This window comes from Paludisphaera mucosa (assembly GCF_029589435.1).
GTDB classification, from domain to species: Bacteria; Planctomycetota; Planctomycetia; order Isosphaerales; family Isosphaeraceae; genus Paludisphaera; species Paludisphaera mucosa.
The window spans coordinates 469,639-482,950 of record NZ_JARRAG010000001.1 but is presented as its reverse complement, the minus strand read 5'-3'; the positions used below and the strand labels follow the sequence as shown (position 1 = coordinate 482,950).

The window sequence follows — 13,312 nt, the reverse complement described above, 5'->3', positions numbered from 1 at the left end:
CATCGTCGATTTCGGCCGCCCGTCGATCGTCTTTCGAGGAGAATCCCCGTGGCCAGCGCATCCGCCTCTCTCGAACTGCCGGTCCCCCCCGAAGAGGTTTGGAGATTGATCGGCGGGTTCGGCACGCTGCACGATTGGCACCCGGTCATCTCCGGCAGCGAGGTGAGCGAGGGCGGCCGCGTCCGCCGCCTCACCACTTCCGGCGGCGACGTGATCGTCGAACGGCTGGAGGCGTTCGACGAGGCCGGGCGCAGCTACAGCTACTCCTTCATCGAGTCGCCCTTCCCGGTCTCGAAGTACCGGGCCACCCTGCGCGTCCGCGAGGCGGACGACGGCCGGGGCTCGCGTGTCGACTGGTCCGGCGAATTCCTCCCCGACGGCGTGACCGACGAGGAGGCCGTCGAATTGTTTCAGGGAATCTACAACGGCGGCCTGAAGGCGATTGCGGATATCTTCACGCCAAAGGGGAGCTAGGCCCCCTTCGGGCTTCAAGGCTGCGGGCTCTGCGGCCCTCGCGATTCCGGTACTCTTCCATCCTCTGGAAATCGAGAACGCCGACGGCGGCCTGGGCAAGCTCGCGCCGAGGCGATTCAGTAGGTGTTGGGACGAACTTTGAAGACGATGGCGGCACCGCCGAAGAGCAATCCAAAGCTAGCTCGGCGACGCAGGTTTCCGCAACCTTAATATAAGCCGCATCGACAACTCATTTAATGTTTAGATTTTCGCTGCGAAAAGGGCGGCTTTTGATCGGAACGCCCGCACACTTCGCCGAATGGGACCACCATAAGAGATAGGGCGTTCTCTGCAAAACGCCCGGCGTGGCGGCCGGCGGCGAAGCCGGTCCGCCAACCTCATGATCCTCGCCTCGAGATTCCCTCCGGCTCTCCGAACCCGGCCATCGCCTCATCAACCGCACCGGAACCCCCATGAGCGGCGCCGACGACGTCGTCTCAGGCGGATCGGGTCGGCCGGTCTTGCTGCAGGGTCGATTGCGAACACTCCGACGTGGAGGGCCGACCCGGTGCATCGTGCGCCCCCTTCAGTTGCGGCTGCGCGACCTTCTCGGCCGAGCCGGCCGATCATGCCAATCAGGCGATCTCCCCTTTCGCGACTCTCCGGCAGGTTTCTACGGTTTCGCCACCCGACCAGGTCGAACAACAAGAGGAGGTGCAAGTGGAATGGCTGAATGATACGAGCATGGGCCCGCCCGGTTGGAGCGGCCACTGGCCTCTCTGGTTGTCGTTGCTCTTCCACCTCTCCAACCTCATCACGGCCGTCTTGCTGATCGTGATCCCGACGATCGTGCTGCGGCTGTGGAACTTCCGGCTTGACGGCTACCACGCCGCCTCCGTGCTGAAGGTGCTGGCGTTCCTGCCGGCGATCGGCGTGTCGAAAGCCCTCCGCATCCAGCAAGTCTGGGGACCGCCCAGCCATCTGGCGTCGATCTTCGATTGTTTATGCGCCGTCGTGATCGCCTATTCGGCCTGCCACCTGCCCGCGTTCTTCAAACGCATCCTGCTGCTCCCGTCGCGGGATCAGTTCCGGAAGTTGAACCAGGAGTTGCGCGACATCATGCGGGAGCACGCGAAGGAGCTGCCGGAGATGGTGAGGAAGAATCACGCGCTCTGCAGCCGGGTCGACCACCTTCAAGCCCAGTTCGAGCATCTCGCCTGGAACGACGGGGCGATGCGGTCGCTGGCCGAGATCCGCTCGCTGCTCGTCGCGCCTGCTTATTCGAAAGAAGGAGACGATGAATGAGCTTGAGATCCTCAAGATGGTGCCCGCTTACCTCGTCCCGGCCGCAATCGTGCTGTACTACTCGTCGAAGTCGCTCTCGAAGCGCGACGCCGACTTCAAGGAGGTCGCCGTGGCGTTCGCCGAGAGGGTCGAGAGGATGAGCCAGGAACATAGCGCCCACATCGCTGCGATGATGGAGGACTACCGCGCCGACGTCAAGGAGTCGCAGGCGTCTCAGAAAGAGGTGATCACCGATTACATCGGGATCACGAGGGAGACGGTCGTCGCCGTGAAGGCCTTGGAGTCCGGAGTTCGCGAGCTCCGCGACCACATCCTCGGCCTGGGTCGAGGCCGAGTTTCGCGCAAGGATGGGACCGAAGGCACTCGTCCCGCCGGTGGACCGGGGCTCGGTCGATGATCGAATCGCTGGAGGCCGCGAGTAATCGTTCTAGAGTGTTGTTCAGCGGATGAGCTGCAACGGCTGCGATTCGACCGCCGGTTGAGGACGTCGCGACGCCAGGTGTTCTTCCATCTTGTGGAAGCCGACGACGCCGACTGTGGCCTGGGCGAGCTGGGCGCCGAGGTACTTCAGGCCGCGCTCGGGGGGGATCTGGAAGGCGACCTCGGCCCCGTCGCGGAGCAGGCGGAAGGGGGCCCATGAGCTGAGGCGGAGGCCGGCCTTGGCGCAGAGGGGGCGGGCGACGTCGGCGAGCTGGCCGAGGGTCATCCGCTGGAGGGCCTCGGGGGTGCGGCGGAGGACCTGGTAGACGCCGCCGGCGGCGCGGACGGTCCACCAGCGGGCGGCGCGGCGGGCGGCGAGGTCGCCGGACTCGCGGGCCGCGGCCTTCGCGGCGGCCTCGACGCCGGTCTCGACCGCCTCGCGGCCGGCGGATCGCGACGACTCGCGGACGGCCGCCTTCAGCTCGGAGCGGGCGGCCTCGACGGCGACGGCGGCCCCGGGCTGGATCGCGGCCAGGCTCAGCACGTCGGTCACCACGAAGCAGGCGTCGAGCAGGGCCCAGGCGGCCTCGCCGGTCGTGGGCGCGTAGCCGCGGCGGACGACGTCGCCCAGGTGGATCATGTCGTAGAGGGGCAGGAACTGGTAGAACCTCAGCTCCGAGTCGCCCAGGCTGGCGACCCGGGCCAGGCCGTCCTTGCGGATCGTCCGGATGACCGACTGGCCGTCGTCGCCCGAGAGATAGAGGGCGGTCTTGGCCAGGTTCTCGGTGAACGACGGACGTTCCTTGGACTGCAGGTAGGCGAGGGTCTCGGGCCCGGCGTCGGCGCGGGCGATCGGGGGGACGACGGCCCCGCCGTGGGCGCGGAGGATCTCCCGGAAGTCGGGATCGGTCGCGTACTTCTCGAGCATCGCCAGGGCCATCGCGCCGTGGTCGCCCAGGGCGACGGCGGCCTGGCGGCGGAGGACGGGGTCGGTGAAGTCGTCGTAGACCACGTCGGCGGCGTCGGCGCCGGCCTTCGCCAGGGCCCGCTCGCCGACCTCGCCGTATTCGACCGCCAGCCGCAGCGCGTTCGGGCCGCCGCCGACCTCCTTCACCAGCCCGGCGGCCTTGACGTGCGCCAGGTGCCGCGCGATGGTCTCGGGCCGATGGGTCTGGAGTTGCTCGTCGACGAAGTCGGTGTTCACCCTGAGGAGGATGAGGCTCTCGTCGAGCGGCATCGCCGAGCCGAGGCTTTCGAGCACGGGCCCGTAAAGGCTCACGAGCGCGAAGCCCTCCATGCCGTGGAGGCGGAAGGCGTCGACGGCGAGCGTCGGGTGGTCTTCGAGCGTCCGCAGGGCCGCGCGGAGGTCCGCCGCGCCCGACTCCAGGCTGACGAGGCTGAGGACGACCAGGCGGTCGACGAGCGTCGGGTCGTCGTCGCCGGCCGAGGCCATCAGCTCGGCGACGCCGGCGGGCTCGGCCAGGATCAGCGGCAGCGCGTTGGGGTGCTTGGCGGCCAGCCGGCGTTGCTCGGGGCTGAGCCCCTCCAGCTCGGCGATCAGGATCTTGCGATCGGTCTCGTCGGCCCGTTTCAGGCCGAAGTACTCCCGCCAGTGCAGGAGCAGGTCGGCCGCCGCGTCGTCGCCCAGGAGGTCGCGGAGGCGGCGGAACTCGGTCGGGTGCTTCTCGTGGAGGAAGAGGGCTTCGAGGTCGAGCCGGTCGAGGAGGGCCAGCCCCCGGAGGCCGTCGGAACGCTCGACGGCGACCGCGTTGCGGCGGTAGCGCTCGAGGGTCCGGGCCACCAGCGCGCGGTCCTCGGCCGAGGCGTCCCGGTAGCGGGCGACGAGGGCGTCCTCGTCGGAGATCGTCGGGGCCGTCGCGACGCCCGCCGGGGCCTCGGCCGGCGCCCCCGGGCGCGCGGGGCCGCCCGGCGGCTTGACGGCCAGCTTGGCCGCCACGCCGAGCGCCGCGAGCAGGACGACGATCGCGAAGGTGCGCTTCATGAGAGAGTCGGCCCCGTGGTGAGATGCGACCCCAGATTCTGCGAGGCGTCGGCCGGGCGTCCGCATGCCTCGCCCGACCCGAGGACGGCCCTCCTACTCCATTGTATGCAATTGTCCCCGACGTTCCGGAGTTCGTCAATTCGGACCGGGCGTTCGGCGGGCCCGCGATGCGGGTCCTGATCGATCGGGGGGTCGGCCGGCCCCGGCGGCGAGCCTCGGATCCGGCCGTCGGGGCGAATGGGCGGGGCCGGCGGCCGGGGCCCTGTGCAGACCCGGGTCCACTTCCTAGAATCGGTGGGCCGGGGAAATCCCGCGCGCCGGCGGGAGGCGATCACAATTCACGGCGACCACCAGGAATCAGGACGGCTTATGTCGGGAAATCAGGTCGAGCCGCTCGGCAAGGTCAGGACCAAGATCGTCGCGACCCTGGGGCCGGCCTCGCGCGACCCCGCGATGCTGCGCCGCCTCGTCGAGGCCGGCGTCGACGTCTTCCGGCTCAACTTCTCGCACGGCACGCACGACGAGCACTCGGCGACGTTCCGGGACATCCAGGACGTCAGCCGCGAGATGGGCCGGCAGGTCGCCGTCCTGCAGGACCTCTGCGGGCCGAAGATCCGGCTGGGGACCATCGCCGGAGACGTCGTTGCCTGCGACCTGGACTCCGAGTTCGTGCTGACGACGCACCCGACCTCCGCGGACGACCCCCACCAGCTCACATGCACGTACAAAGAGCTGGCCGACGACCTGGAGGTCGGCCAGGCGGTCCTCTTCGCCGACGGCACGGTCGGCATGACCGTCCAGGAGAAGAAGCCGGGCTGGGCCCGCATGAAGGTCACGCTGCCGGGCCGGATCCGGTCGAACCAGGGGATCAACGTCCCCGGCGCGGCTCTGAGCGTCTCGGCCCTGACGCCCAAGGACCTGGCCGACCTGGAATGGACGGCCAAGCACGAGGTCTCGTACGTCGGCCTGTCGTTCGTCCGCCACGCCGCCGACGTCACCCGCCTCCGCGCCGAGCTGGAGGCGCGGGGCAGCCGCGCCCGGATCATCGCCAAGATCGAGAAGCCCCAGGCGGTCGCCAACCTGGACTCGATCGTGGCCGAGGCCGACGGCGTCATGGTGGCCCGCGGCGACCTGGGGGTCGAGATCGACGTCGCCAAGGTGCCGGCCGTCCAGAAGAAGATCATCGAGACCTGCCACAAGGCCCGCGTCCCCGTCATCACGGCCACCCAGATGCTCAACAGCATGGAGTCGTCCAGCCGCCCGACGCGGGCCGAGGCGTCGGACGTCTTCAACGCCGTCCTCGACGGCTCCGACGCCGTCATGCTGTCGGGCGAGACGGCGATCGGGTCGTACCCGGTCGAGGCCGTCTCGATCATGAGCCAGATCGCCCACGAGGCCGAGGGCCTGCTCTTCTCGCGGATCGAGTCGGGCGTCGGCAGCTGGCCGATGACGGCCGAGACCTGCGCCAACTGCCCTTGCGGGCCGACGGGCGCGGTCTCCCGCGCCGGCCAGGTCCTGCCGATCACCGAGGCGGTCGTCGAGGCGGCCAGCCACGTCGCCGCCAAGCTCCGGGCCGCCCTGATGGTGGTCGCCACCCACTCGGGCCGGACGGCCCTGGCCCTTTCGAAGCAGCGCACCGCCACGCCGACCCTGGCCCTGACCGACGACGAGGAAGTCGCCCGGTCCATGGCCCTGTATTGGGGCGTCACGCCGCTGCACATCCCGGAGCTCTTCGACACCGGCCAGGTCCTCGCCTTCGCCGACGAGTGGTGCCGCCGCCACGACCTGATCGACACCGGCGACCGCCTCGTGGTCGTCCGCGGCGTGATCCCCGACAACCCCAGCCACAACGCGATCCTCGTCCACGAGGTGGAGTGACGGCGGGCCGATCCCGCGCGGCCCGCCCCGCCGCACGCTTGAGCCGCGCCCCGGCGCGGGGTATGTTCGCCTGATATCGAGACCCTGTTCCATTTGCGAAAGGGAGACGCAGCGATGTTGGTGCGAACCGGCGGGAGTCGGCGGGAGTTCTTGCGGGTGGGTGCGTCGGGGGCGGTCGTCGCCGCCCTGGGCGAGGCCCCGGCGACGGCCGTGGGCGCGGCGTTCCGGGCGAAGAACGACCGGCCCCGCCTCGCGCTCATCGGCGCCGGCGGCCAGGGCTCGGGCGACGCCCGCAGCGCCGCCCGTTTCGGCGACTTCGTCGCCGTGGCCGACGTCGACAAGTCCCACGCCGAGAAGGCGAAGGACAGCGACCGGATCGGCAAGGGCAAGGCCGAGGCCTACGGCGACTACCGCAAGGTCCTCGAGCGCAACGACGTCGACGCCGTGATCATCGGCACGCCCGACCACTGGCACACCAAGATCTGCATCGACGCCATGAACGCCGGCAAGGACGTCTACTGCGAGAAGCCCCTGACCCTCACCATCGACGAGGGCAAGAAGCTCCGCGAGGCCGTCGAGAAGACCAAGAAGGTCCTGCAAGTCGGCACCCAGCAGCGCAGCGACCACAACAAGGTCTTCCTGCTGGCCGTGGCCCTGGTCCGCTCGGGCCGGATCGGCAAGATCAAGAAGGTGACCGCGGCCATCGGCGGCGGGCCCGTCGGCGGGCCCTTCTCGAAGGAGACCCCGCCTCCCGAGCTGAACTGGGACATGTGGCTGGGCCAGGCGCCCAAGGTCGACTACATCGCCAACCGCTGCCACTCCGAGTTCCGCTGGTGGTACGAGTACTCGGGCGGCAAGCTCACCGACTGGGGCGCGCACCACGTCGACGTCGCCCACTGGGGCCTCGGCAAGGACCAGACCGGGCCGACGACCATCGAGGTCGAACGCGCCGTGCTGCCGGTCGCCTACAAGGACGGCTTCGCCACCGTCGACGACCGTTTCAACACCGTCAACAGCTTCGTGGTCAAGGCCACGTTCGCCGACGGCACGCCGATCGAGATCCGCGACGACACCGAGAACGGCGTCACGTTCCAGGGTGCCGGGGGGCGGATCTTCGTCACCCGCGACCGCATCGACCTGGACGGCGGCGCGGTCGCCGCCCTGTACAAGAACCCGCTCCCCGAGCCGCTGCTCCGCGAACTGCGCCACGGCAAGCCGATGGACGACCACTTCGAGAATTTCTTCGCCTGCTGCAACGACCGCGGCAAGCCGGCCTCCGACGTCTGGAGCCACCACCGGGCCCTGACCACCTGCCACCTGGCGAACATCGCCATCCGCCTCGGCAACCGCAAGCTGACCTGGGATCCCGAGAAGGAAGTCATCGTCGGCGACGACCAGGCCAACGGCTTCCTCTCGCGCCCCCAGCGCGCGGGCTTCGAGATCGTCGTCTGATCCTCGACCCTTCGAACGCGGACGGCCCCGCACCCGAGAAGGGGCGGGGCCGTCGTGTTTCGAAGCCGGACTCTTCAAGCGGCCGACCGCGCCGCGCCCTTGCGACGGCGGGCGCGGCGGAGGACGAACAGCCCGGACGCCGACATGCCGACGGCGGCCGAGATCACGCTCGACGGCTCGGGAACGAAGCTCTGGCTCGTGATCCCGATCAGGTTCTGGTACGACCCGGCCGGATCGACGACGAACAGCTTGGCGTCCGACCCGCCGTAGAGGGTCGAGGAGTCGTATCCGGCGAAGCTGATGTAGCTGGTGTACAGTCCGGCGACCGTGGAGTCGGCGCCGGTGTAGCTGAAGTTCTTGTCCATCGTGTACCAGATCGACAGCGCCAGGGCCGCGTCGGTGTTCACGTCGCCGCCGCCGTGGCTGACCAGCAGGAAGGCCAGGCGGTTGCCGACGTCGGCGTAGTTCGAGTGGGTGAAGAAGGATTGGCCGACCGTGTTGAGGCTGAGGACCGAGCTGGTGTGGATCACGTCCGGGCCCCAGCCGACCTGGACGTCGGGCGAGACGCAGAAGGCGTCGAGCGCCGAGCCCGAGGGGCTGGTCGGCGTCAGCGTGAAGGGACCGGCCGCCGTCCCCTCCGAGGCCGTGCCGCTGCCGGTCGAATACGTGATGTTGACGCCCGGCCCCCCCTGGAACTGGCTCGTGAACGTCGAGTCCGCCCGGGCCGGGCCCATCGCCAAGCCGGCTCCCAAAACCACGGCCGCCATACCATTGAGAATTTTGCGCATGTTCAATTGATTTCCCAGTCTTGAACGGCTTTCCGCGTATCCGATTCCTTTCACCTGATCCATGACTGCACGGAATCTACGCCGTCGGGACGGGGCCGGGACGACCCGTCGCCGACTTGCCACGGCGCGCGCAAGCCCGGCGGCGCGCGCCGCCGGAAAGCGACGGGCGGCCGGGACGCGTGGATTTCCGGCGACGCGGCGGGAGGCGTCAGTCGCGGAGGGCGAGCCGCTGCAGCTCGTCCTCGAAGGCGACGAGGTCCCAGAGCTCGACGAGGGGCTCGAGGCCGAGGCCGAGGACCGCCAGGCGGCGGCCGTCGGGCTGGAAGGCGAGGGAGATGGTCTTGCCCCCCTGGCCGGGGAGGCGGAACGCCGGGTGCGGCGACCTCGGGTCGACGACGTCCCAGAACTGCACGACGCCCTGCTGCGAGCCGACCGCGAGCCGACGGCCGTCGGGGGCGAAGGCCAGGGCCGTCGCCAGGGTCTCCGGCTCGTCGGGGCGGGGGGCGATCCGGCCCAGCACCGTCAGCCGGGTCGCATCCATCAGGACGACGGCGCCGGCGTGGTCGCCGATCGCCAGCAGCCGGCCGTCCGGGCTCAGGGCGATCGTCGCGGCGTTCTCGGGCGGCGCGTCGCCCCAGGACGCGAGCTTCGCCTCGGCGCAGCCTTCGGCCCGCACCAGCGTCCAGGCCTGGAGCTGGACGGGCGACGGACCGTCGAACAGCAGGTAGAGCCGATCGGCCGAGGGCGAGAGCTGGAGGATCCGCGGCCGCGATGCGGGCGGCGGCCGATCCTCGTCGGGTCGCGGCGAGCCCCCTTCGCCGCCGCCGGGCCCCCGCCCCCGGGGGCCGTCGTGCGAGCCGAAGGCGAGCGCCCAGGGGAGGATGGGGGGGGCGGGAGGCTCGTCGACGCGGGTCACGGGGATCGCCCGGTCGGGCCGTTCGGCGTCCCAGAGGTAGACCGAGCGGCCGCGGCTGAGGGCCAAGGTCCGGCCGTCGGCGGTCCGGGTCAGGGGCCAGAACCCCCAGATCGGCCCCCTCCCGCCCGCCTGGGGGTGGGGCAGCTCGATGCGGGTCGGCTTCCGGTCCGGCGTCATGCTCGCGGGCCAGATCTCCAGGCCCTGGGCGTCGTGGGCGACGAGGTCCCCGGCGGCGAGGAAGGTCGAGGCGAGCGGGCGGAACGGGACGCGGTCGCGGGCCCGCGCCGCGCCCGGATCGGCGGCCGGCGTCCGGGCCTCATCCTTGCGGGTCGACGGCTCCGGGGGCGCGCCGGGGTCGGGCATGGCCAGGCGATAGGGCGCGCCGGCCCCCGGAGAGGCTCCCCGGGCGTCGCCCCAGAGCCAGAGGTCGCCGGCGATGTCGCCGATCGCCAGCAGGCCGTCGTCGCGGAAGGCGATCGAGGCCGGCCGGGACGCGAGCCCGCCGATCTGGGTCCGCACCACGGGCTCGCGGATCCTCCAGTACGAGGTGGACACGCTCAGCCCGCCGGCCGCCAGGGTGCGGCCGTCCGACGAGAAGGCCAGGTCGGTGACCATTTCGGCGCTCGGCATGACCGCGACGATCTTGTGCGTCAGGGCGTCCCAGAGCTCGACCTGCGGGCCGGTGGCGGCGGCCAGGAGCGTCCCCCCGGGGTTGAACTGGATCCGGTAGGCGCTGCCTTGCGACGAGGCGAGGCTGGTGACGTAGGCGGCGGCGTCGGGGTTCGCCAGGTTCCAGATCTGGATCGCCCCCTCGGACGCCGCGGCCAGCAGGTCGCGCCCGCCCAGCGCCAGCGCCCGGACGTCGGCCGGCGCCTCGATCACGCGCAGCTCGCGGCCGTCGTCGGTCGAGATCAGCTTGATCGAAGTCCCGCCCCAGGCCGACGCGGCCAGCGTCTTGCCGTCGACCGAGACGGCGATCAGGGGCGGCCAGGGCCGGCGTCCCTCGGTGTCCAGCGCGAGGACGACGGGCTGGGCGTCGGCGTGTTCGAGGTCCCAGAGCGCGACGTGGTACGCGACGCGGGCCGCCGGGTCGTCGGGCTGAAACGGACGTTCGGAGAAGTTCGCCTCGGCCTCGACGGCCGCCAGCCGCTTGCCGGTCGGCTCGCCGAAGACGCCCACGACGCGGCCGACGCCCCGATTCAGCTCGCGGACCACGCCGCCGGTCGAGGCGTCGAGGATCAGGATCGAGGATCCCCCCTGGGGGACGACCGCGAGGCTCGCGCCGCAGGAGACGAGCCTGTCGCCTCCCCCGCCGCCGCGACGGCCGTTCGGGCCGCCGCCACCCCCGCCGCCGCCTCCCGGCGGGCCGCCGCGCGGGGGCCCGCCCGGTCCGCCCTGCGAGGGGGGCTCGTCGCGGGAATCGACCCGGGGGAGCGGGATGCCGTCGCCTCGGCGGCCGCAGCCCAGGTCCCAGAACGCCAGCTCCTCGCCGCCGACCGCGTTGGAGAGGGTGACCAGTCGCGAGCCGGCCGCGCCCAGCACGACGTCGCGGCTCGGGCCGGTCGCCAGGTCGACGCGGGCCTCGATGTCGCGGAGCGTCAGGAATTCGGCGGCCTCGTTCCGCAGCCTCGCCTTCATCGCCGGCTCGGGCCCGAGCGCGGCCGACTTCTTCAGCAGGTCCAACCCCGCGGCGCGGCGGTCGGGCGTGTTGGTGCGGCGGACCAGCTCGGCGTGCCGCCAGAGTTCCATCCGCCAGGCGGCCTGGGTCTCGCGGACCGCCTCCTCCGTCTTCGCCAGCGCCGCGTCGGCCCGATTCAGGGCCTCGACCTTCAGGTCGCGCTCCTGCTCGAAGCGGTCGCGCTCCCTGACGACCCGCTGATAGGAGAACGTGGCCACGGCCAGGATGATCAGGCTGGCGGCGGCCGTGACCGAGCTGATCCCCGGGTGTCGCCGCACCACCCGCCAGGCCCGGCCCGCCAGGCTGATCCGCCGCGCCTTCACGGGCTCGCGGTTGAGGAAGCGGGCCAGGTCGGCGGCCTGCTCGGCGGCCGTGGCGTAGCGGTCGGCGGGCCGCTTGGAGAGCGACTTCAGGACGATCGTCTCCAGGTCGCGGGGGATCCGGGGGTCGATCGCGCGGGGCGGGGCCGGCTCGCGGCCGGCGATCTGGTCGAGCAGCTCGGCGGCGCTGGAGCCGTCGAACGGGGGCCGCAGCGTCAGCAGCTCGTAGAGGGTCGCGCCCAGGCTGTAGACGTCGGTGCGGCCGTCGATGACGCCGGTGCGGCCCTGCTCGGGGCTCATGTAGCGGGGGGTGCCGAGCATCCCGTCGTGCTGGGTCAGGCCCGGGTCGGCCAGCCGGCGGGCGAGGCCGAAGTCGGCGACCCAGATCGAGCCCTCGGCGTCGATGAGCAGGTTCGAGGGCTTGACGTCGCGGTGGATGACCCCGTGCTGGTGGGCGTGGTCGAGCGCCTCGGCCGCCTGCATGCCGACGCGGGCCGCCCAGCGGAAGTACGACGAGCCGCGGGGGGGCTCGAACGGGGGCCCGGCGTCTTCCTCGCGGGGGCGCGAGGAGAGCGAGGCCGGCGAGCCGGCCGGGCGCGAGAGGCCCAGCAGGACGCGGCTCTCGGACCAGGCCGGGGTGGCGTCGTCGAGGGCCGCGTTCGGGAGCCGGAGCGGCTTCGCCGGGGACGCGGCCGCGGGCCGGGGCCAGATCACGCCCGACGAGGCGCGAGCCCAGGCCCGGACGAGCTTCGAGGCCGACGACGAGCCGGCGCGGCCCCCGGGCTCGCTGGAGCGGCCGCCGCCGGCCCCTCGCTCCTTGCGCAACCAGCGGACGACCCGGTCGAGGCCGCTCCCCTCGATCCGCTGCATCGCGTAGTAGCAGAGGCCGCCGACCTGGCCGACGTCGAAGACCGGGACGATGTGGGTGTGGTGCAGGCCGGCGGCGACCCGGGCCTCGTTCAGGAAGCGGCGGCGGGCCGAGGAGTCGGGCGCGGCGAGCGTCCCCAGCACCTTGAGCGCGACCGGGCGGTCGAGGCCGACGTGGACGGCCTCGTACACGGTCCCCATCCCGCCGCGGCCCAGCTCGCGGACCACCCGGTAGCCGGCGATCCGCCGGCCCGATTCCAGGTTCCGGCCCGGCCCCGAGCCCCCGCCCGAGCCGCTGCCGCCGCCGACGAGGCCGTGGACCAGCTCGAGGCCCTCCAGGGCGGCGCGCACGTCTTCCTCGATCTCGCCGTAGCGGGCGGCGAACGTCTCGGCCGGCGGGGCCTCGCCGCGCTCGACCAGCTCCAGGTAGAGCTCGATCGCCTCGCCCAGGCGTTCGTCCTCGTCGAGCGGGGCGACGTCGGAGGCCTCGTCGTCAACCGGCTGAGCCATCTTCGTACCTCAACGATCCGCCAGGCGGGCCTTCGAGCGAACGTTTCAGGCGCTTGAGCCCCCGGGCCCAGACGCCTCGGACCGACTTCCGGGTCAGCCCCATCCGGTCGCCGATGGCCTCGAACGAGAGGTTCTCGGCGTGGTAGAGCCAGAGGACGTCGGCCTCCCCCACCGGCAGCGCGGCCAGGGCGTCGGCCAGCAGGACGATCAACTCGCGGCGGCTGACGACCTCGCTCGGGCTGGTCTGGCTGAGGGCGAGCATGTCGAGCAGCCGCCCCGCGCCCGGCTCGCCCGGGTCGTCCCCCCGGCCGCCGTCCCAGGGGGCGTCCAGCGGGACCGCGGCGACGCCCCCGGCGCGCTTCGTGCGGCTGTGGTAGCGGCCCAGGTCGGCGAGCTTCTGGCCCACCAGCCGACGCAGCCATCCCACCAGCGCGGCCTCGTTCTGGCCGGTGAACTGAGGGAACTGGCGGACGACCTCGACCAGGGCCTCCTGGACCACGTCGGACAGCTCCAGGCGCTCCCGGAGCCGAGGCCCCAGGCCGGTCCGGACGACCATCCGCAGGTAGTTCCGGTACAGCGCGCACAGCTCGCCGAGCGCCTCGGTCTCGCCGGCGCGGGCCCTCGACAACAGCTCGATCGGCCCTTCGGCCATGAAGATCGCCCCTACTCGCGTCCACTTCTCTATTAGGCGACGCCCCGACCCCGGCCGGACCGTCGAACGCC

Annotated in this window: 9 protein-coding genes; 5 read left to right on the top strand and 4 right to left on the bottom strand. The window is 71.7% G+C overall.

The window, feature by feature from the left end; translation table 11 throughout:
• Nucleotides 1-48: 48 nt before the first annotated feature.
• The 3 genes from PZE19_RS32850 to PZE19_RS01995 all read left to right on the top strand — a co-directional run bounded on the left by PZE19_RS32850 (nt 49) and on the right by PZE19_RS01995 (nt 2,155).
• Complete coding sequence (locus PZE19_RS32850; RefSeq protein ID WP_277858913.1) at nt 49-474, top strand: SRPBCC family protein; 426 nt, start codon at nt 49-51, stop codon at nt 472-474.
• A gap of 699 nt (nt 475-1,173) precedes the next feature.
• The gene (locus PZE19_RS02000; protein WP_277858912.1) at nt 1,174-1,758 is read left to right on the top strand and encodes a hypothetical protein; all 585 of its coding nucleotides are present in this window, start codon (nt 1,174-1,176) and stop codon (nt 1,756-1,758) included.
• Nucleotides 1,751-2,155, top strand: a complete 405-nt coding sequence (locus tag PZE19_RS01995; protein ID WP_277858911.1) for a hypothetical protein — start codon at nt 1,751-1,753, stop codon at nt 2,153-2,155. Before PZE19_RS02000 ends, PZE19_RS01995 begins: the two co-directional genes overlap by 8 nt.
• A 42-nt stretch (nt 2,156-2,197) precedes the next feature.
• On the opposite strand, the gene PZE19_RS01990 is transcribed toward PZE19_RS01995, so the two are convergent.
• Complete coding sequence (locus PZE19_RS01990; RefSeq protein WP_277858910.1) at nt 2,198-4,180, bottom strand: hypothetical protein; 1,983 nt, start codon at nt 4,178-4,180, stop codon at nt 2,198-2,200.
• A gap of 369 nt (nt 4,181-4,549) precedes the next feature.
• Here PZE19_RS01990 and pyk point away from each other — a divergent pair, with 369 nt between their 5' ends.
• A complete protein-coding gene (gene pyk, locus PZE19_RS01985) occupies nt 4,550-6,058 on the top strand; it encodes a pyruvate kinase (protein ID WP_277858909.1) in 1,509 nt (502 codons plus the stop codon).
• 114 nt (nt 6,059-6,172) lie between these two features.
• A complete protein-coding gene (locus PZE19_RS01980) occupies nt 6,173-7,510 on the top strand; it encodes a Gfo/Idh/MocA family protein (protein ID WP_277858908.1) in 1,338 nt (445 codons plus the stop codon).
• Between the two features lie 74 nt (nt 7,511-7,584).
• On the opposite strand, the gene PZE19_RS01975 is transcribed toward PZE19_RS01980, so the two are convergent.
• From PZE19_RS01975 to PZE19_RS01965, 3 genes are all read right to left on the bottom strand, one after another.
• Nucleotides 7,585-8,298 carry a hypothetical protein gene (locus tag PZE19_RS01975; RefSeq protein WP_277858907.1) on the bottom strand — a complete coding sequence of 238 codons (714 nt, stop codon included), beginning with the start codon at nt 8,296-8,298 and terminating at the stop codon, nt 7,585-7,587.
• 208 nt (nt 8,299-8,506) lie between these two features.
• The gene (locus tag PZE19_RS01970) at nt 8,507-12,589 is read right to left on the bottom strand and encodes a WD40 repeat domain-containing serine/threonine protein kinase (protein WP_277858906.1); all 4,083 of its coding nucleotides are present in this window, start codon (nt 12,587-12,589) and stop codon (nt 8,507-8,509) included.
• Complete coding sequence (locus PZE19_RS01965; RefSeq protein ID WP_277858905.1) at nt 12,573-13,241, bottom strand: sigma-70 family RNA polymerase sigma factor; 669 nt, start codon at nt 13,239-13,241, stop codon at nt 12,573-12,575. The genes PZE19_RS01970 and PZE19_RS01965 overlap by 17 nt, the downstream gene beginning before the upstream one ends.
• Nucleotides 13,242-13,312: the final 71 nt, after the last annotated feature.